The 22,735-nt window shown below is 62.4% G+C and carries 20 protein-coding genes; 6 read left to right on the top strand and 14 right to left on the bottom strand.

The features are described 5' to 3' along the window. Positions 1 to 137: 137 nt before the first annotated feature. The 5 genes from ACUXVH_RS17500 to ACUXVH_RS17480 form a co-directional block, all read right to left on the bottom strand. On the bottom strand, positions 138 to 839 hold the full coding sequence (locus ACUXVH_RS17500; RefSeq protein WP_015634412.1) for an ABC transporter ATP-binding protein: 702 nt from the start codon (positions 837 to 839) through the stop codon (positions 138 to 140). Further along, positions 840 to 1,607 carry a high-affinity branched-chain amino acid ABC transporter ATP-binding protein LivG gene (gene livG, locus ACUXVH_RS17495; protein WP_047284217.1) on the bottom strand — a complete coding sequence of 256 codons (768 nt, stop codon included), beginning with the start codon at positions 1,605 to 1,607 and terminating at the stop codon, positions 840 to 842. Further along, positions 1,604 to 2,860 (bottom strand): high-affinity branched-chain amino acid ABC transporter permease LivM, encoded by a 1,257-nt coding sequence (locus ACUXVH_RS17490; RefSeq protein ID WP_011059640.1) that lies wholly within the window; start codon positions 2,858 to 2,860, stop codon positions 1,604 to 1,606. The genes livG and ACUXVH_RS17490 overlap by 4 nt, the downstream gene beginning before the upstream one ends. Then, positions 2,857 to 3,780, bottom strand: a complete 924-nt coding sequence (gene livH, locus ACUXVH_RS17485; protein ID WP_011059641.1) for a high-affinity branched-chain amino acid ABC transporter permease LivH — start codon at positions 3,778 to 3,780, stop codon at positions 2,857 to 2,859. The genes ACUXVH_RS17490 and livH overlap by 4 nt, the downstream gene beginning before the upstream one ends. A 230-nt stretch (positions 3,781 to 4,010) precedes the next feature. Continuing rightward, the gene (locus tag ACUXVH_RS17480; protein ID WP_011059642.1) at positions 4,011 to 5,138 is read right to left on the bottom strand and encodes a branched-chain amino acid ABC transporter substrate-binding protein; all 1,128 of its coding nucleotides are present in this window, start codon (positions 5,136 to 5,138) and stop codon (positions 4,011 to 4,013) included. A gap of 340 nt (positions 5,139 to 5,478) precedes the next feature. On the opposite strand from ACUXVH_RS17480, the gene ACUXVH_RS17475 reads away from it, so the two are divergent. Further along, positions 5,479 to 5,784, top strand: coding sequence for a DUF2288 domain-containing protein (locus ACUXVH_RS17475; protein WP_041116319.1), 306 nt, complete (start codon positions 5,479 to 5,481; stop codon positions 5,782 to 5,784). 274 nt (positions 5,785 to 6,058) lie between these two features. Here ACUXVH_RS17475 and ACUXVH_RS17470 read toward each other — a convergent pair whose 3' ends face one another. Beyond that, positions 6,059 to 8,239, bottom strand: coding sequence for a hypothetical protein (locus ACUXVH_RS17470; RefSeq protein ID WP_011059644.1), 2,181 nt, complete (start codon positions 8,237 to 8,239; stop codon positions 6,059 to 6,061). Positions 8,240 to 8,437: 198 nt separating this feature from the next. Here ACUXVH_RS17470 and ACUXVH_RS17465 point away from each other — a divergent pair, with 198 nt between their 5' ends. Next, a complete protein-coding gene (locus ACUXVH_RS17465) occupies positions 8,438 to 9,334 on the top strand; it encodes an NAD(P)-dependent oxidoreductase (protein ID WP_445495511.1) in 897 nt (298 codons plus the stop codon). Here ACUXVH_RS17465 and ACUXVH_RS17460 read toward each other — a convergent pair. After that, on the bottom strand, positions 9,225 to 11,504 hold the full coding sequence (locus ACUXVH_RS17460; protein ID WP_183001415.1) for a putative bifunctional diguanylate cyclase/phosphodiesterase: 2,280 nt from the start codon (positions 11,502 to 11,504) through the stop codon (positions 9,225 to 9,227). The two genes, ACUXVH_RS17465 and ACUXVH_RS17460, sit on opposite strands and share 110 nt — an antisense overlap. A gap of 142 nt (positions 11,505 to 11,646) precedes the next feature. Then, positions 11,647 to 12,015: a YkgJ family cysteine cluster protein gene (locus ACUXVH_RS17455; RefSeq protein ID WP_015634416.1), complete on the bottom strand. Its 369-nt coding sequence runs from the start codon at positions 12,013 to 12,015 to the stop codon at positions 11,647 to 11,649. A gap of 328 nt (positions 12,016 to 12,343) precedes the next feature. On the opposite strand from ACUXVH_RS17455, the gene ACUXVH_RS17450 reads away from it, so the two are divergent. Next, entirely contained in the window at positions 12,344 to 13,726 is a 1,383-nt protein-coding gene (locus ACUXVH_RS17450) for a spinster family MFS transporter (RefSeq protein ID WP_011059648.1), read from the top strand. Positions 13,727 to 13,810: 84 nt separating this feature from the next. Here the strand turns inward: ACUXVH_RS17450 and rapA are convergent, their stop codons facing one another. Continuing rightward, complete coding sequence (gene rapA, locus ACUXVH_RS17445; RefSeq protein ID WP_011059649.1) at positions 13,811 to 16,660, bottom strand: RNA polymerase-associated protein RapA; 2,850 nt, start codon at positions 16,658 to 16,660, stop codon at positions 13,811 to 13,813. A gap of 218 nt (positions 16,661 to 16,878) precedes the next feature. Between rapA and ACUXVH_RS17440 the strand changes: the two genes are divergently transcribed. Next, positions 16,879 to 17,220: a hypothetical protein gene (locus tag ACUXVH_RS17440; RefSeq protein ID WP_011059650.1), complete on the top strand. Its 342-nt coding sequence runs from the start codon at positions 16,879 to 16,881 to the stop codon at positions 17,218 to 17,220. Here ACUXVH_RS17440 and ACUXVH_RS17435 read toward each other — a convergent pair. From ACUXVH_RS17435 to gcvA, 3 genes are all read right to left on the bottom strand, one after another. After that, the gene (locus tag ACUXVH_RS17435; RefSeq protein ID WP_077933456.1) at positions 17,217 to 18,419 is read right to left on the bottom strand and encodes an aminotransferase class V-fold PLP-dependent enzyme; all 1,203 of its coding nucleotides are present in this window, start codon (positions 18,417 to 18,419) and stop codon (positions 17,217 to 17,219) included. The genes ACUXVH_RS17440 and ACUXVH_RS17435 overlap by 4 nt on opposite strands. Further along, on the bottom strand, positions 18,419 to 18,889 hold the full coding sequence (locus ACUXVH_RS17430) for a RidA family protein (RefSeq protein WP_123397670.1): 471 nt from the start codon (positions 18,887 to 18,889) through the stop codon (positions 18,419 to 18,421). The genes ACUXVH_RS17435 and ACUXVH_RS17430 overlap by 1 nt, the downstream gene beginning before the upstream one ends. Positions 18,890 to 18,977: 88 nt before the next feature. After that, a complete protein-coding gene (gene gcvA, locus ACUXVH_RS17425) occupies positions 18,978 to 19,847 on the bottom strand; it encodes a transcriptional regulator GcvA (RefSeq protein WP_221178387.1) in 870 nt (289 codons plus the stop codon). A gap of 199 nt (positions 19,848 to 20,046) precedes the next feature. On the opposite strand from gcvA, the gene ACUXVH_RS17420 reads away from it, so the two are divergent. Together ACUXVH_RS17420 and ccoM are read left to right on the top strand one after the other, a co-directional pair. Next, positions 20,047 to 20,208, top strand: coding sequence for a hypothetical protein (locus tag ACUXVH_RS17420; protein WP_015634422.1), 162 nt, complete (start codon positions 20,047 to 20,049; stop codon positions 20,206 to 20,208). A gap of 144 nt (positions 20,209 to 20,352) precedes the next feature. Then, complete coding sequence (gene ccoM / locus ACUXVH_RS17415) at positions 20,353 to 20,469, top strand: cytochrome c oxidase subunit CcoM (protein ID WP_015634423.1); 117 nt, start codon at positions 20,353 to 20,355, stop codon at positions 20,467 to 20,469. Between the two features lie 134 nt (positions 20,470 to 20,603). Here ccoM and ACUXVH_RS17410 read toward each other — a convergent pair whose 3' ends face one another. Beyond that, entirely contained in the window at positions 20,604 to 22,079 is a 1,476-nt protein-coding gene (locus ACUXVH_RS17410; RefSeq protein ID WP_011059655.1) for an inorganic phosphate transporter, read from the bottom strand. Between the two features lie 377 nt (positions 22,080 to 22,456). Then, positions 22,457 to 22,657 carry a hypothetical protein gene (locus tag ACUXVH_RS17405; RefSeq protein ID WP_011059656.1) on the bottom strand — a complete coding sequence of 67 codons (201 nt, stop codon included), beginning with the start codon at positions 22,655 to 22,657 and terminating at the stop codon, positions 22,457 to 22,459. Positions 22,658 to 22,735 lie beyond the last annotated feature (78 nt).

Here is a 22,735-nt window from a genome sequence, read left to right as displayed (position 1 = left end):
CGGTTGGGGTAAGGAAGCATCTGTGCTTGCTTACCCCTCTAGAGAAGGCTCATGGGGATTCGTTACAGCCCGGGGCAGTTTTTTATCCCGGAACAAAAAAAACGGCCCCGAAGGGCCGTTTTCAGTGACGCAGGTGCTTAGCCGCCCAGGTAGGCTTCACGCACCTTCGGATCGGTCAGCAGCGATTCACCGGTGCCTTGCATCACCACCCGGCCGTTCTCCAGCACATAGGCACGGTCGGCGATCTTCAGCGCCTGGTTGGCGTTCTGCTCCACCAGGAACACCGTCACGCCGTCGCGGCGCAGCTGTTCGATGATGTCGAAGATCTGCTGGATGATGATCGGCGCCAGGCCCAGGGACGGTTCGTCCAGGAGCAGCAGCTTGGGCTTGCTCATCAGCGCACGGCCGATGGCGAGCATCTGCTGTTCACCGCCGGACATGGTGCCGCCGCGCTGGGTGAAGCGCTCCTTGAGCCGCGGGAACAGCTCCAGGACCTTGTCCATCTGCTCCTGGTAGTCGCCCTTGTCGGTGAAGAAGCCGCCCATGGCGAGGTTCTCTTCCACGGTCAGGCGGGCGAATACCCGGCGGCCTTCCGGCACCACGGCAATGCTCTTGCGCATGATCTGCGCCGAGCTTTGCCCCACCAGTTCTTCACCCAGGTAACGGATGCTGCCGCTGTGGGCCTGGGGCGAGCCGCAGAGGGTCATCAGCAGGGTGGACTTGCCGGCACCGTTGGCGCCGATCAGGGTGACGATCTCGCCCTGGCGGATCTCGACGTTGACGCTGTGCAACGCCTGGATCTTGCCGTAGAAGGTGGAAACGTTTTCGAACTGCAGCATTTACGCTTCCCCCAGGTAGGCTTTGATCACTTCGGGATTGTCGCGGATCTGTTCCGGCGTGCCGTCGGCCAGGGGCGTGCCCTGGTTGATCACCACGATATGGTCGGAAATGCTCATGACCAGTTTCATGTCGTGTTCGATCAGCAGCACGGTGACGTTGTGCTCTTCACGCAGCACGCTGATCAGCGCTTTGAGGTCCTCGGTTTCCTTGGGGTTGAGGCCGGCGGCTGGCTCGTCGAGCATGAGGATCCGCGGGCGGGTCATCATGCAGCGGGCGATTTCCAGGCGCCGTTGCTGACCATAGGCCAGGGTGCCGGCGGGGCGGTTGGCGAACTCCCGCAGGTTGACCTTGTCCAGCCAGTAGCCGGCGTACTCCATGGCCTCGCGCTCGCTCTTGCGAAACGCCGGGGTCTTGAACAGCCCGGAGAGGAAGTTGGTGTTCAGGTGCCGGTGCTGGGCGATCAACAGGTTCTCGACCGCGGTCATGTCCTTGAACAGCCGCACGTTCTGGAAGGTACGCACCACGCCCTTGCGGGCGATCTTGTGGCCCGGCAGCCCCTGGATCGGCTCGCCGTCCAGGAGGATGCTGCCGGCGCTGGGCTGGTAGAAACCGGTCAGGCAGTTGAACACCGTGGTCTTGCCGGCACCGTTCGGGCCGATCAATGCCACCACTTGTTTTTCCTTGACGGTCAGGGCCACGCCGTTGACCGCCAGCAGGCCGCCGAAGCGCATCGACAGGCCGGTTACTTTGAGGATCTCACGGCTCATTTGCGCAGCTCCATGTGAGGACGTTGCATGGGCAGCAGACCTTGAGGACGCCAGATCATCATCAGCACCATCATGGCGCCGAACATCAACATCCGGTATTCGCTGAATTCACGCATCATTTCAGGCAAGAGGATCATCACGATCGCCGCCAGGATCACACCCAGCTGCGAGCCCATGCCACCCAGCACGACGATGGCGAGGATGATCGCCGACTCGATGAAGGTGAAGGATTCCGGGGTCACCAGGCCTTGGCGCGCGGCGAAGAAGCTGCCGGCGAAACCGGCGAACGCGGCGCCCAGGGTAAAGGCCGAGAGCTTGATCACGGTGGGGTTCAGGCCCAGGGCACGGCAGGCGATCTCGTCTTCACGCAAGGCTTCCCAGGCACGGCCGATGGGCATGCGCAGCAGGCGATTGATGACGAACAGCGCCGCCAGTGCCAGCAGCAGGGCCACCAGGTAGAGGAAGATCACCTTGTTGATCGAGTTGTACTGCAGGCCGAAGAACTCGTGGAAGGTCTGCATGCCTTCTGCTGCCTTGCGCTCGAAGGTCAGGCCGAAGAAGGTCGGCTTCTCGATGTTGCTGATGCCGTTGGGGCCGCCGGTGAGATCGGTCATGTTGCGCAGCAGCAGACGGATGATCTCGCCAAAGCCCAGGGTCACGATTGCCAGGTAGTCACCCCGCAGGCGCAGCACCGGGAAGCCCAGCAGGAAGCCGAAAGTGGCCGCCATCAGGCCGGCGATCGGCAGGCAGATCCAGAAGCTCAGGCCGAAGTAGTGCGACAGCAGCGCATAGCTGTAGGCGCCGACGGCGTAGAAACCCACGTAACCCAGGTCCAGCAGGCCGGCCAGGCCGACCACGATGTTCAGGCCCAGGCCCAGCATCACGTAGATCAGGATCAGCGTGGCAATGTCCACCGCACCGCGGGAGCCGAAGAACGGCCAGACCAGGGCGCCAAGGATCAACGCCAGGATGATCCAGCGCTGGGTGCTGGGCAGGGTCAGGAAGTTGCTGGCCTTGGCCGGGATCAACGGCATGCTGGGAGAGGACTTCCAGGCGGCGCTGATCTGGCTATGGAACAGCACCCGCAGGAACATCAGCACCGAGCACACTGCGATGGTGGCAAGAATGGTCGGGCTGGTGTTGTGGACTTCCAGGTTGATGCCGACGATGGTCAGTTTAAGGCCCAGCACCGGGTAGGCGACAGCCCAGACCAACAAGGCGCTGAACAGCGCCGATTTAAGATTCCTAGTCATACTTTCTCAACCTCCGGACGGCCCAGAATGCCGGTCGGACGGAACAACAGCACCAGAACCAACAGGCCGAACGCCACGACGTCCTTGTACTGGTCGCCGAACACGTCGGCACCAAAGGCTTCGGCCACCCCCAGCACCAGCCCGCCGAGCATCGCGCCCGGGATACTGCCGATGCCGCCCAAGACCGCTGCGGTGAAGGCCTTCAGGCCCACCAGGAAGCCGGCGTTGGGGTTGATCACACCGTATTGCATGCTCAGCAGCACGGCGGCGATGGCCGCCAGCGCGGCGCCGATCACGAAGGTCAGGGCGATGATGTTGTTGGTATTGATCCCCAGGAGGTTGGCCATCTTGATGTCCTCGGCACAGGCGCGGCAGGCGCGACCCAGGCGAGAACGGGAGATGAACAGCGTCAGGCCGAGCATGGCGATGAGGGTCACCACGAATACCACGATCTGCATGTAGGAAATCAGCACTTCATGTGCGCCGCCTGGCCCGATGGAGAAGTTGCCCGGGATCAGGTTGGGAATGGATTTGTCCTTGGAGTCCTGCGCCAGCAGAACGGTGTTCTGCAGGAAGATCGACATGCCGATGGCGGAGATCAGCGGGATCAGGCGGTTACTACCCCGCAAGGGGCGGTAGGCGATCCGTTCGATGCTGTAGCCGTAGGCACTGGTGACGACGATGCTCGCGATGAAGGCTGCGGTCATCAAGAGCGGGACGCTGTCGAGTCCCATCATGGCCAGCCCGGCGATGGCGATGAACGCCACGTAGGAACCGATCATGTACACCTCGCCGTGGGCGAAGTTGATCATTCCAATGATGCCGTAAACCATCGTATAGCCGATGGCGATCAGGGCATACGTGCTGCCAACGGTGAGACCGTTAACCAGCTGTTGGAAAAAGTGATAGATGTCAGGCATTACAACGCTCCTAAAAACCTGATACGCATTTCACTGGTGGAGTCATTTTCCCGCCCAGGCCCCGTGGATCTGCACCCACTTCGGGCTGGGTTTTGCCAGCGAACCGCTGATGACGGTTTTGAGATTTTCAGGTGGGCGGGATTCCGGATCACGGAACACAGGCCCATACATTCGTAAAACAAAGCCCACGGCACGCCGTGGGCTTTATTGGCAGTCAGTCAGGCCGCGCCTTACTGAGGGGAAACTTCGGTTTTAGGTTTGCCGAAGTGCCACTCGTAGACCACGAACTTGAAGTCTTTCAAGTCGCCCTTGGCGTCGAAGCTCAGGTCGCCGGTAGGGGTTTTGAAGGTGCCGGCGTGGATGGCTTCAGCCACCTTGGCCGCGTCTTCGCTCTTGGCGTTGGTGATGGCGCCGGCGATGACTTCAACTGCGGAGTAGGAAGGGAATACGAAAGGACCGCTCGGGTCTTCTTTCTTGGCCTTGAACGCGTCAGCCAGGGCCACGTTGGCCGGGTCCTGGTCGAAGGATTTAGGCAGGGTGACCAGCAGGCCTTCGGAAGCATCCTTGGCGATCTGCGAAATGGAGTCGTTACCCACGCCTTCCGGGCCCATGAACTTGGCCTTCAGGCCTTTTTCCTGGGATTGGCGCAGGATCAGGCCCAGCTCAGGGTGGTAGCCGCCGTAGTAGACGAAGTCGACGTTGGCCTGCTTGAGCTTGGCGATCAGCGAAGAGAAGTCCTTGTCGCCGGCGTTGATGCCTTCGAATACGGCGACCTTGGTGCCTTTCTTCTCCAGGGTCTGCTTCACGGCGGTGGCGATGCCTTCACCGTACTGCTGCTTGTCGTGGAGCACGGCAACCACTTTGGGTTTCACGTGGTCGGCGATGTAGTTACCGGCGGCAGGGCCCTGGGCGCTGTCCAGGCCAATGGTGCGGAACACCATCTTGTAACCACGGGCGGTGATGTCCGGGCTGGTGGCAGCCGGGGTGATCATGATCACGCCTTCGTCTTCGTAGATGTCGGAAGCAGGTTGAGTGGAGCTGGAGCACAGGTGGCCGACCACGTACTTGACGCCATCGTTGACCACTTTGTTGGCGACTGCCACGGCTTGCTTGGGATCACAGGCATCGTCGTATTCAACGGCTTCGAGCTTCTTGCCGTTGACGCCGCCTTTGGCGTTGATCTGTTCGATGGCCATTTTCGCGCCACTGAACTGCATGTCGCCGTATTGGGCTACAGGGCCGGTCTTGGGGCCGGCGATACCGATCTTGATGGTGTCAGCTGCGAACGAATGGCTGGCAACCCCGGCCAGGACCATAGCGGCAAACAGTTTGGAAATCTGCTTAGTAGCCTTATTCATAGTGCTCCACTCTTACTGTTGTAATTTTTATAGTTCCGGCGGCCTTGGTCGCAGAACCGAATCAGATATTTCGTGAATACCCGTCGGAAAATGCCCCTGGCAACTGTACCGGTACAGTGTAGAGCGCCGGTTGTTCGCTTGAAAAGCTGGCTGCTGGGGGCAAAAACGCGGGGTGTCGCTTAATTGAAAGAAAAAGACAGATTTGCGGCGTGGCTTGCGCCCGGTTCGGCGTCAGTCCCTGGCGCTTCTGAGCTTCTCGATCGGTGTCGCGCTTGCTTCTGGGTTTTTCTGCCAGAGCCCCGACGTTATGATTGCGCCGATTTCATTTCTGGACAGTCCCATGACTCAAGAACCTAGCACCCTCTATGCCAAGCTGCTTGGTGAGACCGCATCTATCAGCTGGAAGGAACTGGAGCCGTTCTTCGCCAAGGGTGCCCTATTGTGGGTCGAGGCCGACCTGGATCTGATCGAGGCGGCCCAGGCCGTGGCCGAGAACCAGGCAGAAAAAGTGGCGGCCTGGCTGGCCGAAGGAAAGGTCGAGAAACTGTCTGCGACGCGGGCATCCGATCTGCTGGAACGTGATCCGACGCTGTGGGCGGTGGTGGTTTCACCCTGGATCCTGATCCAGGAAAGGGCATCGCGCTAAGAGCGTGCACCGATAAGGGGCGTACTTTTGTCGGACAAAAGTGTGTAGCCGAGTAACCGTGAATCCAGTGATGGCACCTTGCCGTAGAGAAAGGCCCCACGGGCTTTTCCCTCAGGGTGACGTTCACGGAAGGGGAACAGTTTCAAGCCCAGCCGACGAGCTGCTTAATTGTTTCGCGATGTGAGCAAATTGACCATTCGCCAGCCAGCCGGCTCCCACAGGACAGGAGGTTTTTCCCTGCCGTGCAGGAGCCGGCTGGCCGGCGAAGCCCTTCTTAATACGCGGTCTTGCCCGTGTGACTGTTGAGCGAGATGACCCGGGTCTTGCCGATACGGTGGCGGTAGATTTCCCGCAGGTACTTGATGGCCTTCTTCACGCAATCCCGGGACAGTCGGATGTCGTTGATCGAGACGAACTTGTCCTTGTCGTTGATCAGCTCGCGGTACTTCTTCTCGTACATCGGCTTGATCGCATACCAGTTGGTGTCGAGGATCTTCGCCGGGTTCTCGAATTCGTTGAGCAGATCGTCGATGCGGTCTTCATCGAACTGGTCACTGACGATGAAATCCAGCACCGAGTTGTCCAGGGTGTCGTCGAAACGGTATGGATTGCGTGCAAAGCAACGCTTGATAAAGGCCACGATCAGGGTCAGGAAGTCGTCCGACAGGCACGGGCTCTTGGCGATCAGGGTGGTCAGCGAGAGGTTGGCCGAAGCGCCGATCACCAGCGCGTAGCGCTTGAGGGTGGTGTTGGGGAACAGGCTGTTGAGGTGGGTCTTGAGCCGGTTCAGGTCCATGTAGGACAGCTTGTAGTCCTTGGGCAGGGACACGATCGACACCACCGACGAGCAGTTCTTGAAGAAGTGCAGGTCGTGCAGCGCCGCGGCGTCGTAACCCGAGGCCTTGTACTGCTCCAGGGCCGCGCGGTAGCGCTTGGACTCGATCGGCAGCAGGCTGATGCCTTCGATGGCCTGGGTCACCTTGTTGAAGTGCGGCAGGTCGATGGAGCGGAAGAACAGGTCGTCGATGTTCAGGCGCTGCGGCTCTTTCTCGAACACCTTGAACTTGTCGCCGGTGGGCACCGGCTGCTCCGGCACCACGGATTCGGCGTAGGCGATCGCCACCGGGCCCGCCAGGCTCATGAACAGGTCGTTGGCATCCAGGCGGATGGTTTCGCCGATGTCGATGCCGGCCCGCCGGAAGTAGTTCTGGTCGTAGTCGGTGGTCACCGCCTGGGCGGTGAGGATGTTGAAGATCTGCTGGGAGATGTACTGGTTGGCGTGCTTCTCCATGGCGTTGACGTCGATGTTCTGGATGTTGCCGTCATCGCTTTCTTCGGCGTAGCGCATGATGTCGTTGGAGATCAGCATCATCGCGTTCCAGGGGCGGATCCGTCCCATGACGCTGGCTTCGCTGCTGTCTTCATTGTCGAAGTTGTAGGAGAAGTCCCACTCTTCCGAAAGGTATTTGCACAGCAGGCGGCCGGCGTTGATGTGCAGCGCCTCGGACATTTCGCTGCGATGGTCCGAAATGTTCGGGAGCACGCAGATGCCACTGGTGAAGATCGGCTCGAAGACGAAGGAGTGCCCGCTCTTGCTGTCGTGCTCGTCCATCGGCTTGGTGTCGAAGGTCTTGTTCATGTACGAGTACTGCTGGGCCAGGCCGAATTCCGAGGCCATGCCCGAGCCGGTGCCGCCGCCGGCACTGAAGATCGAGAAGTACAGGCGCGACTGGTTGGCCTTGATCCCGCAGGAGTCGATCAGGTACGAGTGGATCATCTTCCAGTCGGGGCTGGAGAAGCGCTGGGTGTCCTTGTTGAGGATGATCTTGGCCAGGTACTGGCCGAGGATCGGCGCGTTACCGGCGCCACCGGCGTGGACTTCCGAGAGGTCCATGATCTTCATCTTGCTGTAGTCGCGGATGAAGCCGCTTTTCTCGCCCTTGCGCGAGAAACGGATGCGCCCGGCAATGTCCTTGTCCAGGTCGCCGAGCATCACCAGCGGTTCCACCAGGAACACCGGCTTGCTGGCCTTGTTCTGGCCCAGGCGCAGGTTCTGGCGGATCCACTGGCCGGGGCTGTAGCCGCCTTCGTAGGCCTTGTCTTCGTTATTGAATTCGTTGAGGTAGAACTTGCGGGCGTTGTACACCAGCTCGGCCACATCCAGGGCGATGTTGGAGCCGCAGCGGCCCAGGCCGATCAGGCAGACCGAAGGAAATTCCTGGTCGCGACGGTTGTCCGGCTCGCCTTCCAGGTGCGGTGGCCGCGGGAACACCGTGTCGCGCAGACCGTCGAGGTTGTCGAGGATGCGGTCGGTATTGGTTTCGGTGAAATACAGGTACTGCTGAGTCGACAGGGGGCGTGAACTGGACAATGGCTTCGGGTCTGAGGGGCTAGTTGTGGGGGAGGTCAGCGTCATCTCGGAGACTGCGTTGGCAGGTTTGTTTTTAGAAGTCATTGTGCGCCATATGCCTGGTCAGGTTGGCTCGTGGACGAGGTGTCGTCGAACCATCACGGAATGGGACCTCGTCGCTGCGTGGAGCGCGAATTTTGCCCAAGGCGTCAGGGTTTTTTCTGAGCGACGCTCGGGGGAATCCTTTCCTGAATCATGATGAATCGGCCAGTATTCGGTGATCTTTAATCAAATGAGGGCAATATGATGTCAGCGTTACCTTCACTCGGCTTTGCCGGAATCGGCCTGATGGGCTTGCCGATGTGCCGCCGGCTGCTGGCGGCGGGCTATCCGCTGACGGTGTGGAACCGCAACCCGGAAAAATGTGCGCCCCTGGTGGCTGCCGGGGCGCGACAAGTTGCCACGCCGGCGCAGCTGTGTGCCCATGCCGACCTGATGCTGATGTGCCTGGCCAATACCGAGGTGGTGCGCGAGGTGGTGTTTGGCCTCGAGGGTATCGCCCAGGGCGCCCGGACCGGCCAGCTGCTGCTGGACCTGTCCAGCCTGGAACCCACGGCTACCCGGGAAATGGCCGCCGAACTGGCCGCGAGCCGCGGCGTGGCCTGGGTCGATGCGCCGGTGTCCGGCGGTACCCCGGGCGCCGAGGCCGGCAGCCTGGCCATCATGGTTGGCGGTGAGGCGACGGACGTCGAGCGGGTGCGGCCAGTGCTGCTGACCCTGGGGCAGCGGGTCACGCACATGGGGGCGGTGGGCGCCGGGCAGGTGACCAAGGCCTGCAACCAGATGATCGTCGCCTGCAACGCCCTGGTGATCGCCGAGGTGGTGGCCCTGGCCGAGCGCTCGGGGGTGGATGCGCGGCTGATCGCCGAGGCCCTGGCCGGTGGCTTTGCCGACTCGAAACCTTTGCAGATCCTGGCCCCGCAGATGGCTGAAAGCCGGTTCGAGCCGGTGAAGTGGCATGTGCGCACCCTGCTCAAGGACCTGGATGGAGCGGTGAAGTTTTCCCGCGAACAGGGCTCGGCGACGCCGATCAGCGGATTAGCTGCGCAGTTGATGCGTCTGCATGGTGGGCAGGGCTATCTGGAAAAAGATCCAGCGACCCTGGTTCGCCTTTATCGGGACCCGGCGCCCGCGGATTGATCGGCGCGGCGTGGCGCTGGTCGAGTTCCTCCAGCACCCCGCGCAACTCCCGCAGCGGCACCGGATGGCTGAGCAGGTAGCCCTGCAGGTAGTCGCAGCCATGGTGCTGGAGAAACGCTTGCTGTTCCGGGGTTTCGACCCCTTCGGTGACCACCTGCAGGTGCAGGGTGTGGGCCATGATGATGATCGCCTGGACGATCTCCATGTCCTGGGTCGACTTGGGGATGTCCTGGATGAACGAGCGATCGATCTTCAGGGTGTTCAGGGGCAAGCGCTTGAGATAGGCCAGGGATGAGTAGCCGGTGCCGAAGTCGTCGATCGACAGCGACACCCCCAGCCCGCGGATCTGCTTGAGCAGCGCCAGGGTGCTGGCAATATTGCCCATCAGGGCGTTTTCCGTGACTTCCAGCTCCAGCCGCTGCGGCGCCACCTGGGCCTGGCGCAGGGCGCTTTCGATCTCCCCGGCGAGCTCTTCGCGGGTCAGGTTCAGGGCCGAGCAGTTGACCGCGATCTTCAGTTCGCCACCGCCATGGCGCGACAGGTAGGCCAGGTCCGCGCAGGCCTTGCGCAGCACCCAGTTGTCCAGCTCGGCGATCATGCCGTTGGCTTCGGCAATGGAGATGAAGCGATCCGGGGTCAGCAGCCCATGTTGCGGGTGCTGCCAGCGGATCAGGGCTTCGAGCTTGGTGACCCTGCCGCTCTTGAGGTCGTAGATAGGTTGGTAATACAGCAGCAGGCCCTGGTCGTCGCGCAGGGCGTTGCGCAATTCCTCTTCCAGTTGCAGTTCCAGGGTGGCCCGGGTCTTGAGGTGGGAGTTGAAGAAATGCAGGCTGTTGCGCCCGCAATCCTTGGATTGATACAGGGCCAGGTCGGCGTTCTTGAGCAACTCCTCGCAGGTCTTGCCGTCATCGGGGAAGACGCTGATGCCGATGCTGGTGGTCATCACCATGCGCCGCCCTCCCAGTTCGATCGGCTCCTTCATTTTCTGCATGATGCGCTGGGCCATCTGCCGGGCTTCTTCGCGCTCGTACAGATTGATGAGGATGCAGAACTCGTCGCCGCCCAGGCGTGCCACCACGTCTTCATGGCTGCGGGTGGAACTCTTGATGTGCCCGGCGATGACTTTCAGCAACTCGTCCCCGGCATCGTGGCCGAGGCTGTCATTGATGCGCTTGAAGTGGTCGATGTCGAGGAACATCACCGCCAGCATGCCGCCAAAGGTGGTTTTCTCGATGAGCTTTTCGGCGAACAGCTGGTTGAAGCCGCGGCGGTTGATCAGGTTGGTCAGGGCGTCGTAGTGGGCCACCTGCTGCAGGGAAACCCGGGCCTGGTCCAGTTGCGAAAGCAGGGCATTGACACGCCGCAGGTCCCGCTCCTTGTGTTGCAGCTTCTTGTCGGCCAGGGCCGCGCTGATGCCGCTGCCGATGATCAAGAGCACGATCGCGCTCAGGGTCAGGCCCAGTTGCAGATGCCCGTCGGATGTCGCGGGGGCGGGCAGGCTGCCGGCGGGCAGCACCAGGGTCATGGCCCAGATGCCGGTGAAGTGCATGAGCACGATGGCAGCGCCCAGCACCAGGCTGCTGGCGTACTTGAGCAACTGGTGGAACATGCCGCTGCCTTCGCGCAGGTGACGGGACAGCAGCAGCGCCGCCAGGCTGCAGGCGATCGCCACCAATACCGACAGCGCCATCAGTAAGGGGTCGTAGTACAGGCTGGCGCTGCTGCGCATGGCCGCCATGCCGACGTAGTGCATGGCGGCGATGCCCAGGCCGATCCAGATCGAAGCAACGCCATAGCGCCACAGCGGCATGTGCGCGTGGCTCAGGGTGTTCATCGCCAGCCAGGCGGCGACCAGCGCGATCAGGAGCGACAGCAGGGTCAGGGGCAGGTCGTAGTGGATCTGCAGCGGCGCCTCGAACGCCAGCATGGCGATGAAGTGCATGGCCCAGATCCCCCCGGCCAGGCAGCAGGCTCCGACCCAGCGCCACAGGCGCTGGCTGGCCGGTCGCTCGGCATGACTGACACGTTCGGCCATGTCCAGGGTGGCGAAGCTGGCGGCACAGGCTACCAGGTAGGCCAGAAGCACCAGAACCGGGTTGTGGGTGCAATGCAGGACCACTTGCCCGGCCTGTGGAAGCTCGGTAATGAAATGCACGCCCAGCCAGTCCATAGCCTGCCCATCTCTGAGTCATCTGAGGTCGGCGGAGCCGCGCGCCAACGAGTGCTTGGAGTATAGAAGGCACCCGCTGGCTGCAATGGGAGGTGGCACGCTGCTGCTAATGATTTGCTTATGGGCCCTATCGCCAAAGGTGCTAAGCGCTTTCCTCGTACCAGGGCTCGGTGTCCGCCGGTTCCAGGGGGGCCAGGCCGAAGGCGGCGCGGGCGGCGTCGCAGTCGCTGTTGGGCTGGCCGTCGGTCCAGGAAGCCTCGAACTCGCGGCACGGGCTGGAGCGCTGGTCATAGATCGAACAGCTCACACCCTGGCCGACCTCGCCTTCAAGGGCGATGCAGCGCGGGGATTTGCAGTCGGTTCCGAGCATTGCCACCCGGCTGGGGCTGATGCTTTGCACCAGCTCGTCGGGGACAGTCCCGCCGGATGAGGCGCATTCGCCCCAGAAAAAAGACACACGAAAGTATGAACAGCAGGCACCGCAATTCAGACACGGACTGGCTTCGGACATTGGCGTATTCGATGGGGGAGGGGTTGATAAGGGGGGCTGGCAAGGCGGCTATTCTAGGCTTCGCATCGGCCTTGGGAAGGGGGGGCGCAAGGTATTTTTTCGGCCTTGGCCAAGCCCTTGAAAAGACTGGGAAAGGCCCGGGTAGCGGGGGCTGTGGCGAAGTTCGGGCGGCTTGCTCCGGGGAGCCGCAAGTGCCATCCCCGCGCCTGCCTGCGATGCCTTGGTATCAGGCTGGCGAATGATTACAGACAGCGTGGGTGCGGCTGACTAGATTGCAGCTTCCAGGCCCGCTCGCGTCTGGCCCAATAACAATAAAAGAGATCGATCCATGGATAATTCGACTCAAGCGGCAAATGCCTGGCGCATTCTGTTCCTGTTGTTTTTGGCAAACCTGTTCAACTTCTTCGATCGCACCATCCCCGCCATCATCATCGAGCCGATCCGCATGGAATGGCACCTGAGCGACTTCCAGCTGGGGATCATCGGCACCGCCTTCACCATCGTCTATGCCATTGCCGGCTTGCCCCTGGGGCGCCTGGCCGACACCGGCTCGCGCAGCAAGCTGATGGGCTGGGGGCTGGCGGTGTGGAGCGGGCTCACCGCGGTCAACGGCATGGTCGGCAGCTTCTGGAGCTTTTTGCTGGTGCGCATGGGCGTGGGGATTGGTGAGGCCAGCTACGCCCCGGCCGCCAACTCGCTGATCGGCGACCTGTTCCCCGCTCACCGCCGGGCCCGGGCCATGGGCATCTTCATGCTCGGCCTGCCTCTGGGGCTGGTGCTGGCGTTCTTCACCATCGGTGCCATGGTCAAGGCCTTCGACAGCTGGCGGGCGCCGTTCTTCATTGCGGCGGTACCAGGGCTGGTGCTGGCGGTGTTCATGTTCTTCATCAAGGAACCCAAGCGCGGCGCGGCGGAAACGGTGAAAGTGGCCCAGGTGCGGATTGACCGGCCCATTCGCCGGGTGCTGGCGATACCGACCTTTCTCTGGCTGACTCTGGCCGGGCTGACGTTCAACTTCGCCACCTATGCCTGCAACTCGTTCCTGGTGCCGATGCTGCAGCGCTACTTCCTCATGCCCTTGCAGGAAGCCGCCATGGCCACCGGGCTGATCGTCGGGGTGACCGGCCTGGTGGGCCTGACCCTGGGCGGCTGGATCGCCGACAAGATTCATCAGCGGGTAGCCAATGGTCGTTTGTTGTTCGCGGCCTGCAGCCTGATCATCTCGACCCTCGCCACCGGGTGGGCACTGCATGCCGGGCGGGTGGAGGTCGGGGTGTTCGTCGCGGTATTCAGTGTCGGCTGGCTGTTTGCCTACAACTTCTATACCTGCGTCTATACCGCCCTGCAGGATGTGGTCGAACCGCGCTTGCGCGCCACCGCCATGGCCCTGTTCTTCGCCGGCCTGTACCTGCTGGGGGGCGGCCTGGGGCCGGTGGTGGTGGGGGCGCTCTCCGACCACTTCGCCCATTCGGCAATGTATGCCGCAGGCGCAGAGCTGATGACCGAGGAGTTCAAGGCCATCGGTCTGCACGACGCGATGTACCTGATTCCCGTGGCCCTGTTCCTGACCCTGCTGTTTCTGTTCCAGGCAGCGCGCTGTTTTGTCCGTGACGCCCAGCGGATGAAAGAGGGTCTGGCCTGTGGGGATGCCGCTGATGCCCCAGCAGAGGTGAGCCTGCCGGCGATCAACGATGGTGCAGTGAGCCGCTAGGGCGCGTTGCTGCATTGGCAGGCGACAGGCAAAAAAAAGGCCCGCACAGTGCGGGCCTTTTGTTCAGTGCTGACAACCGGGCTATCAGCCCGCCACCAGCACCCGGATCGCTTCCAGGCGCAGGGCGGCTTTTTCCAGCATGGCCAGGCCCTGTTCGCGCTGTTGACGCAGGGCCACCAGCTCGCTGTCACGGACAGTCGGGTTGACCGCCTGCAACGCGGTCAGGCGCGCCAGTTCTTCGTCGGTGTCGGCTGCCAGGCGGCGTTGCGCCTCGGCCACGCGTTCGGCGTGACGCGGTGCGACCTTGGCTTCGCCGGCGTTGATCTTCGGCGCCAATTGATCGCGCTGGGCCTGGATGAACTTGTTGGCGCTGGCCTTGGGCACGCTTTCCAGCTGGTCGTTCAGGGTCTCGAAGGCGACCCGCGCCGACAGGTCGTTGCCATTGGCGTCCAGCAGGCAGCGCAGGGCAGCCGGCGGCAGATAGCGGCCCAGTTGCAGTGAGCGCGGGGCGACCACTTCACTGACGTACAGCAGCTCCAGCAGCACGGTGCCGGGTTTGAGCGCCTTGTTCTTGATCAGTGCCACGGCGGTGTTGCCCATGGAGCCGGACAGCACCAGGTCCATGCCGCCCTGCACCATGGGGTGTTCCCAGGTGATGAACTGCATGTCCTCGCGAGACAGCGCCTGGTTGCGGTCGTAGGTGATGGTCACGCCTTCGTCGTCGCCCAGGGGGAAGCTGGCGTCGAGCATCTTCTCGCTGGGCTTGAGGATCAGGGCGTTTTCCGAATGGTCCTCGCTGTCGATGCCGAAAGCGTCGAACAGGGTTTCCATGTAGATCGGCAGGGCGAACTGGTCGTCCTGTTCGAGGATCGCTTCCACCAGGGCGTCGCCTTCGCCGGCACCACCGGAGTTCAACTCCAGCAGACGGTCGCGACCGGTGTGCAGCTCGGCTTCCAGGCGTTCACGCTCGCCGCGGGCGGCATCGATCAGTGCTTGCCACTCGCCGTCATCGGCATTTTCCAGCAGCGGCAGCAGGCGTGGGCCGAACTGGTGCTGCAGGGCGTTGCCGGTAGGGCAGGTGTTGAGGAAGGCGTTCAGGGCTTCGTGGTACCACTGGAACAGGCGCTCTTGCGGGCTGGTTTCCAGGTACGGCACGTGCAGTTCGATCACGTGCTTCTGGCCGATCCGGTCGAGACGGCCGATACGCTGCTCCAGAAGGTCCGGGTGCGACGGCAGGTCGAACAGCACCAGGTGGTGGGCGAACTGGAAGTTGCGGCCTTCACTGCCGATTTCCGAGCAGATCAGCACCTGGGCGCCGAATTCTTCATCGGCGAAGTAGGCGGCGGCACGGTCACGTTCGAGGATGTTCATGCCCTCGTGGAATACCGTGGCTGGGATGCCGGAGCGCACGCGCAGGGCGTCCTCCAGGTCCATGGCGGTTTCCGCGTGGGCGCAGATCACCAGCACCTTGGTGCGCTTGAGCATTTTCAGCTGGTCGATCAGCCACTCGACCCGCGGGTCGAACTTCCACCAGCGCTGTTCGTCATCGCTGACGTCGGGCTGGGCCTGGAAGCTGACTTCCGGGTACAGCTCGGCGTGTTCGCCCAGGGGCAGTTCCAGGTATTCGTCCGGGCATGGCAGCGGGTAGGCGTGCAGCTTGCGCTCGGGGAAACCCTGCACCGCGGCGCGGGTGTTGCGAAACAGCACGCGGCCGGTGCCGTGGCGGTCCAGCAGTTCACGCACCAGGCGTGCGCTGGCTTCGCTGTCGCCGTCGTTGACCGCGGCCAGCAGGGCTTCGCCTTCGTTGCCGAGGAAACCGTGGATGGTCTTGTGCGCCTCGGGAGACAGGCGGCCTTTATCCATCAGTTCCTGCACGGCTTCGGCCACCGGGCGGTAGTTCTCGCTCTCGGCGCGGAAGGCCGCGAGGTCGTGGAAACGGTTCGGGTCCAGCAGGCGCAGGCGGGCGAAGTGGCTGTCCTGGCCCAGTTGTTCCGGGGTTGCGGTCAACAGCAGCACGCCAGGAATGGTCTCTGCCAGCTGTTCCACCAGGGCGTATTCCGGGCTGACCTGGTCTTCGTGCCACACCAGGTGGTGGGCTTCGTCCACCACCATCAGGTCCCAGCCGGCGGCGAACAGCGCGTCCTGGGCCTTCTCGTCGTCCACCAGCCACTCCAGGGCCACCAGGGCCAGCTGGGTGTCTTCGAACGGGTTGCTGGCATCGCTTTCGATAAAGCGTTCTTCATCGAACAGTGCCACTTGCAGGTTGAAGCGCCGGCGCATCTCTACCAGCCACTGGTGCTGGAGGTTTTCCGGTACCAGGATCAGCACCCGGCTGGCGCGACCCGAGAGCAGTTGGCGATGGATCACCAGGCCGGCCTCGATGGTCTTGCCCAAGCCCACTTCGTCCGCCAGCAGGACCCGCGGCGCGATGCGGTCGGCGACTTCACGGGCAATGTGCAACTGGTGGGCGATGGGTTGGGCGCGCACGCCACCCAGGCCCCAGAGCGAGGACTGCAGCTGGCGGCTGGTGTGTTCCAGGGTGTGGTAGCGCAGGGAGAACCAGGCCAGCGGGTCGATCTGCCCGGCGAACAGACGGTCGCTGGCCAGACGGAACTGGATGAAGTTCGAGAGTTGGGTTTCCGGCAGGGTGACGGCTTCGTTCTGCCCGTTGAGGCCGTGGTAGACCAGCAGGCCGTCGACATCATCGACTTCCTGTACGGTCATTTTCCAGCCTTCGAAGTGGGTGATGCTGTCACCCGGAGAGAACCTCACGCGAGTGAGGGGCGCATTCCGTAGCGCATACTGGCGGGTGTCGCCAGTGGCCGGATAGAGCACGGTCAGCAAGCGACCGTCCTGTGCCAGAACGGTGCCTAAACCCAGCTCGGCTTCGCTGTCACTAATCCAGCGTTGCCCCGGTTGATACTGCTGCGCCATGCTGCCTGACTCCCGCTTTGAAAAAGCCGACTATCTTAACGGAACGACGCTTCCAGTCCAAAGAACTCTGATCAATCCCCTGGATTAAAAGGTAGCGTACGGCGTGCATTCGTCGGGTGGCGGGGCACTATCGGCTGACGACTGGGTCACAGTTTTGCGACCGATGGCTCAAGTCGCCCATGCCGCAGCCGACAGCCTGCCGACAGGAGACCAATAATATGCTGCCACCGATGCTCCCCTTGAGTGCCGTGCCGATCACCGCCCAGCAGGATCCGATCCGCCAGCGACCGGACATCCCGCCTGTGGTACCGGTGCAGGAAAGCTCCAACGAAAGCACCATCGACCTGCAAAAGCGCGACCCCGAGGAGTCCGCCCTGCTGCTGCGCGAGGAACAGCGGCGCCAGCAACAGAAGCAGCGCCGTGAGCGTGAGGCCGAGGACGACCCCGAAGAGCACCTGGCAGTGCCCGGCGATGAACTGAACGCCGACAACACCGTGCCGGTGGTGCCGTTGATCGAAGATGCTCCGCGCCAGGGCCTGTGGGTGGATGTCGAGGTCTAGGAGCGCTTGTTCCCCGCCAGTTCCCCGAGGGCCTGCAACAGGCGCTCGATTTCCTCTTGTGTATTGAAGTAACTCAAGGCGATCCGGGCAATGTTGCCCAGGCCTCGGGCCTGCATGTCCAGTGGTGTGTAGTTGACGCCATTGGCGCCGATATTGATGCCGCGCCGCGCCAGTTCCTCCTTGAGTGCCAGCCCGTCCCAACCTTCGAGAGTGAAGGCGATCAGGCCCGATTGCTGCCCCGGGCTGCCCAGGTCCTGGAGTTGCAGGCCGGGCAAGCGCTGCAGCTTCTTGCGCAGCGGCTCGCTCAAGGCATTGATCCTTTGCGCAATGGCGGCCACGCCGATGCTTTCGAACTCCTGCAGGGCATTGGCCAGGCCAGCCAGCAGCACCATCGACACTTCACTGGTTTCAAAGCGCCGGGCATCGTTGCGCAGAGCGAAGCCCTGGCCGTCCCAGGGCGCCGACAGCACGTCCCGCGGCAGCGGATTCAACTGCTCGAGGAAGCCGGGCCTTATATAGAGCAGGGCCGTGCCTCGCGGGCCGCGCAGGTACTTGCGCCCCGCGCCCTTGAGCACATCGCAGTTCAGCGCCTGCACGTCGCAGGGCACCTGGCCCAGAGCCTGGCCGGCATCGATGAAGTAGGGGATGTGCCATTGGCGCGCCAGTTGGCCGATGGCTGCGGCCGGGTTGATCAGCCCGCCATTGGCCGGTAGCCAGGTCAAGGCGATGAGGCGCACCCGGGAGTCGAGCATGGACTCCAGCGCCGGGACTGAAACCGCACCGTGGCTGTCACAGGGAATGACTTCCAGCTGCGCGCCGGCGGCCACGGCCGGGGCCATGCAGGCCAGGTTGCCGGCCCATTCCTGGCGCCCCACCAGGATCCGGTCGCCCGGCTGCCAGGCGGGCAGGGCGTTGAAGGCCATGCCCCAGGCCGCCGAACCACTGCTGGTAAAGGCGATGGCTTGCGGGCAGGTGTTGAGCACTCGGGCGGCGGTCTGTCGCGCCTGCTCCTGCAACTGGGCGCCGGCGCCGGCCGCTTCCATCGGCCCGCTGTGGGCCTCCCGCTGCAGTTGCCCGGACATGGCGTCCAGGGTGCCCTGGCTGGGCAGGGACCCCCCGGCATGGTTGAAGTGACAGACCCGGGTGCAACCCGGTGTGGCCGCCCGTAGCCGAGCGATGTGGTCCGGGCTCAGGGGCATCACGGCTTGAGCTCGAAAATCCCGTCGACCTCCACGGCGACGCCGGCAGGCAGGCTGGCGACGCCCACCGAAGTGCGGGCATGCCGGCCTTTCTCGCCCAGGGCATTGACCAGCAGGTTGGAGGCGCCATTGGCGACCTGGCCATGGCCCTTGAAGTCGGCGCTGGCGGCAATGAACACCCCCAGCCGGCTGATGCGTTGCAGCCTCGACAAGTCGTCACCCAGGGCCGCCGAGAGTTGCGCCAGCAGGGCCAGGGCCGCCAGTTCCGCGGCCTGGGCACCCTGCTCGATGCTGAGGTTGTCACCGAGCCGGCCCAGCAGATGGGGATGCTGCTCTGCTTGCGGTGTTTGCCCGGAGATGAACAGCAGGTTCTGGCTCTGGGCATGGTTGACGTAGTTGGCGATCGGCTGGCCGGGGATCGGCAGTTCAAGACCCAGTTGTTGCACTCGTTGCTGCAGAGAGTCGCACATGGCAAGTCCTCGAATGGAAGGCTTGCAGCATCGGTGTTCAGGCTGGGGGCGACAAACGGATAGATCTAATCCGACGTATCTGAATTTTTCATGGGTCGCACCCTTGCTCCAGCAGCCATTGGGCGAAGCACTGCGCCGCCGGATTCGCCGGACCTTCGGCGGTCACCAGCCAGTAGCCGATCTGATCGTTGTGCAGAGCCGGGAGGTCGAAGGCATCCACCAGGCTGCCCTGGGCAAGGTGGCGCCGGATCAACTGGCGGCGGCCCATGGCGATGCCCTGGCCGGCCACCGCCGCTTCCACCACGATGTTGTAGTCGTGGAGCATGACGCTGGGGTGAGGGCTGAGGTCGACGGCGTTCTGCCTGCTCCAGTCGTCCCATTCAAAAGGCCGGTGGGAGCGGGCCATCAGCAAGGTGCCGTTGGCCAGGGCCCCGGCCTTGAACGCGGGGCTGCACACCGGTGACAGTTGCTCGGCGAGAAAGCGCGTGGCCTGGACGTTGGGCCAGTGGCCCTTGCCATAACGAATGGCCAGGTCGACCTCGGCACCGGCCACATCTGCGAGGTTGATGGCTGGTTGCAGCTCCAGCTGGATCTGAGGGTGGCGGCGGCTGAAGTCCGCCAGGCGCGGCGCCAGCCACAAGGTGGCGAAGGAGGCCAGCAGGCCGATGCGCAGAACCTGCGATGGCTCTGCTGCCAACAGCGTCCGGGTGGCTTCGGCGATCTGCTCCAGGGCCGGCTGGATCTGTTGGTAATAGCTGGCGCCGGCGGTAGTCAGGTCGATGGCCCGGGTGCGTCGTACAAACAGCGGCTGGCCCAGGTGCTGTTCGAGTTTGTGCACTTGATGGCTGACCGCGCTCTGGCTGACGCACAGTTCCTGGGCCGCCTTGCTGAAACTCAGGTGCCGGGCCACGGCCTCGAAGGCGCGCAGGGCCAGCAGTGGGGGCAGGTGCTTGGGCATTTCCACATGCGGTTTCCTGTGGGGAGGGGCGGCCATTGTGCGGATAAAAAGTCTTCCCGGCAGCGACTTTATTGCAGTCGCCTTGGTCTGATCACTGGTCAGGTGCGGCGCCACGTCGCATTATTGGCACATTCGCCAGGGCCGCCCGCTGCTTCAAGGCGTGCGGCCGATATTGACCACGAGTGATGCAAGCCAAGCCATGAATCAAGACGACAAGCTGATCGACCTGAACGCCGAGCGTGCCAAGCGTGTGCATGATCTCAATGAAAAGCGCCTGAACGAAGTACGCCAGGCATTCGAACACGCCATGCCCTTGGGCAAGGCCAAGAAAAAACCGAAAAACAAACCGAAAAAGCGCTGATCAGGGCGCTTTCTGTTGATGTAAGTCACTTATTCTCCCTTCCTCGCGCCCAGTCATGGGCGACATTGACCCCGGTCAATTTCCCCCGCCTCCCGTTTGGTTAACTTAGCCCCATCGCAACAGGGCAAGAGCAGGAGGCCAGTCATGTTTTTCGACAATGTGGTGATCGCCGGAGTGCTGACTGTCGGCCTCATGGTTCTGTTTTTCGCAGGGTTTGGATTCTTTATCTGGAAAGACGCGAATAAGCGCAAGAAGCCTTAAGTCTTTCCAGGGCAACGAGCACGCAAGGCATTTTGGGCAACTTCGGTTGCCCTTTTTTTTGCCTGCAAGAAAGCTCAAGGCATAAAAAAAGGTGCGTCCCTGGGGACGCACCTTTTTTGTTGCCGGCTGGGGTATCAGGTACCCAGGATCTTGGAGGCTGCCCAGAACAGGCCGGCGGACAGGGCCACGGTCGCCGGCAGGGTCAGGACCCAGGCCAGGAGGATGGTCCGTACCGTTCCGCTCTGCAGGCCGCTCTTGTTGGCGACCATGGTCCCGGCCACGCCGGAGGAAAGTACGTGGGTGGTGGAAACCGGCAGGCTGAAGATGTTCGCCAGGCCGATCAGGCCGGCGGCGGTGATCTGTGCCGACATGCCCTGGGCGTAGGTCATGCCCTGCTTGCCGATCTTCTCGCCAATGGTCTGCACTACGCGCTTCCAGCCGATCATGGTGCCCAGGCCCAGAGCCAGGGCGACAGCCAGGATGACCCAGAACGGTGCGTATTCGGTGGTGGCGGTCAGGTCTTTGCGCAGCTTGTCCAGGTCGGCCTTTTCACGGGCTGAGATGCCTGGCAGCTTGCCGACCTTTTTCGCGGTGTCATCCAGGCAAAGCAGGTAGCGACGCACTTCGATGCGGCTTTCCGGCGACAACGAATGGTAGTCGGAAACGCCCTTGAGGCTGCTCAGGAGCGCGGCGATGGTCGGTTCGGTTTGCTGCGGATTGCAGCGGAACTTGCCCGGCAGGTCGTCTTTCACGCTTTTGCCCAGGGCCAGGAACTCACCCAGGGACTCGTGATTGCGCTCGTAGAACTGGCTCAGGTGCAGGGTGGCGTCGCGGGTGCGCTCGATCTGGTAGGTGGTGCTGTTGAGGTCCATCACGAACTGGGCAGGCACGATACCAATCAGTACCAGCATGATCAGGCCGATGCCTTTCTGGCCGTCGTTGGAGCCGTGCACGAAGCTCACGGCCATTGCCGAGATCACCAGTACCAGGCGGTTCCAGAACGGCGGGTGCTTCTTGTCATCGACCTTGCGGCGCTGTTCCGGAGTCTTGTGCATCTTCGAGATCGGCCGCCACCATTTCAGGCCGATCAGTACCAGCGCTGCAATAATGAAGCCCGCCATCGGCGAGAACACCAGGGAAGCGCCGATGTCGATTGCCTTCTGCCAGTTCACGCCATCCCCCAGGGGGATGTCGCTGAGCAGGGCATTGGCCAAGCCTACACCGAGGATGGAGCCGATCAGGGTATGGGAACTGGAGGCCGGAATGCCGAAGTACCAGGTGCCCAGGTTCCAGGTAATGGCCGCGGCCAGCAACGAGAAGACCATGGCCAGGCCGTGGCCGGTGTTGACGTTGATCAGCAGCTCGACCGGCAGCAGGTGGACGATGGCATAGGCCACGCCAACCCCGCCCAGCAGCACGCCGAGGAAATTGAACACACCGGAGAAGAACACGGCCAGGTGCGGCGGCATGGCCTTGGTGTAGATAACAGTGGCAACCGCATTTGCGGTGTCATGAAAGCCGTTGATGAACTCGTAGGCGAGGACAAAAGCCAGGGCGAGCAAGAGGCTCACAAGCACCCAAGCATCCAGTCCGCTGAATAAATCGATCATGAAGGTTTTCTGACCCGGTCATAAGGGGGCGCGATTATGCCAGAAAACCCCGCTAATCAATGCACAAGGTGCTCGCCGGTAACATTCTTCAACGAAAAAACTGACCGGGAGCAGAGTTTTCGCACATCCCCCTCAAGCACGGCAAGCCATTGAGTTTATTGGGCACGAGCGGTCAATCCGATGGCCTGGGCGCGGAAATCAGAGGGTTAAAACGCGTGTATGAAATTTCAACCAAAGGGCTTGCCCGGTAGCCTCTCTCGCTGTGGATAGGCGAGATGGCCATGGGCCCGGGGTAACGAGCATCAATGGTCTGCCTGGCCGCCGGGATGATCGGGCGGGCAAGTAGAGCAAGCCCTGAATGAGTCAGGCTGCCAGCATTACGGCTGTTCGGCCTTGAGCTCTTTTTCCATCTTTTGCAGTTCTTGGGTGAAGGCCTGATCGAGAATACTGGCGCGTTTGCGCCAAGGTTTGCGTTCAGGTTCCGGCTGGGCGGCATAACGGGTGATCTCGCCGCCGTAAACTTCCTTGTAACGTTGCTCCTGGCGCTCAAGTTCCGCGCGCAGTTCATCTTTCGTCACAGTGTTACCTAATTGAGTGAAGGTCCAGTCCGGTGCGACGCATTGCTTGCGGGCATCTACGCGGAGCTGAAGTCAGTG

The organism is Pseudomonas sp. 8(2025) (assembly GCF_052665325.1).
Note: the sequence above shows the minus strand (reverse complement) of the source record. Positions and strands in the feature narration are given on the sequence as shown.

What these genes read in the sequence shown, in the direction of transcription:
- ACUXVH_RS17500 (WP_015634412.1), bottom strand. Translation starts at nt 839, where the DNA reads ATGCTGCAGTTCGAAAACGTTTCCACCTTCTACGGCAAGATCCAGGCG.
- livG (WP_047284217.1), bottom strand. Translation starts at nt 1,607, where the DNA reads ATGAGCCGTGAGATCCTCAAAGTAACCGGCCTGTCGATGCGCTTCGGC.
- ACUXVH_RS17490 (WP_011059640.1), bottom strand. Translation starts at nt 2,860, where the DNA reads ATGACTAGGAATCTTAAATCGGCGCTGTTCAGCGCCTTGTTGGTCTGG.
- livH (WP_011059641.1), bottom strand. Translation starts at nt 3,780, where the DNA reads ATGCCTGACATCTATCACTTTTTCCAACAGCTGGTTAACGGTCTCACC.
- ACUXVH_RS17480 (WP_011059642.1), bottom strand. Translation starts at nt 5,138, where the DNA reads ATGAATAAGGCTACTAAGCAGATTTCCAAACTGTTTGCCGCTATGGTC.
- ACUXVH_RS17475 (WP_041116319.1), top strand. Translation starts at nt 5,479, where the DNA reads ATGACTCAAGAACCTAGCACCCTCTATGCCAAGCTGCTTGGTGAGACC.
- ACUXVH_RS17470 (WP_011059644.1), bottom strand. Translation starts at nt 8,239, where the DNA reads ATGACTTCTAAAAACAAACCTGCCAACGCAGTCTCCGAGATGACGCTG.
- ACUXVH_RS17465 (WP_445495511.1), top strand. Translation starts at nt 8,438, where the DNA reads ATGATGTCAGCGTTACCTTCACTCGGCTTTGCCGGAATCGGCCTGATG.
- ACUXVH_RS17460 (WP_183001415.1), bottom strand. Translation starts at nt 11,504, where the DNA reads ATGGACTGGCTGGGCGTGCATTTCATTACCGAGCTTCCACAGGCCGGG.
- ACUXVH_RS17455 (WP_015634416.1), bottom strand. Translation starts at nt 12,015, where the DNA reads ATGTCCGAAGCCAGTCCGTGTCTGAATTGCGGTGCCTGCTGTTCATAC.
- ACUXVH_RS17450 (WP_011059648.1), top strand. Translation starts at nt 12,344, where the DNA reads ATGGATAATTCGACTCAAGCGGCAAATGCCTGGCGCATTCTGTTCCTG.
- rapA (WP_011059649.1), bottom strand. Translation starts at nt 16,660, where the DNA reads ATGGCGCAGCAGTATCAACCGGGGCAACGCTGGATTAGTGACAGCGAA.
- ACUXVH_RS17440 (WP_011059650.1), top strand. Translation starts at nt 16,879, where the DNA reads ATGCTGCCACCGATGCTCCCCTTGAGTGCCGTGCCGATCACCGCCCAG.
- ACUXVH_RS17435 (WP_077933456.1), bottom strand. Translation starts at nt 18,419, where the DNA reads ATGCCCCTGAGCCCGGACCACATCGCTCGGCTACGGGCGGCCACACCG.
- ACUXVH_RS17430 (WP_123397670.1), bottom strand. Translation starts at nt 18,889, where the DNA reads ATGTGCGACTCTCTGCAGCAACGAGTGCAACAACTGGGTCTTGAACTG.
- gcvA (WP_221178387.1), bottom strand. Translation starts at nt 19,847, where the DNA reads ATGCCCAAGCACCTGCCCCCACTGCTGGCCCTGCGCGCCTTCGAGGCC.
- ACUXVH_RS17420 (WP_015634422.1), top strand. Translation starts at nt 20,047, where the DNA reads ATGAATCAAGACGACAAGCTGATCGACCTGAACGCCGAGCGTGCCAAG.
- ccoM (WP_015634423.1), top strand. Translation starts at nt 20,353, where the DNA reads ATGTTTTTCGACAATGTGGTGATCGCCGGAGTGCTGACTGTCGGCCTC.
- ACUXVH_RS17410 (WP_011059655.1), bottom strand. Translation starts at nt 22,079, where the DNA reads ATGATCGATTTATTCAGCGGACTGGATGCTTGGGTGCTTGTGAGCCTC.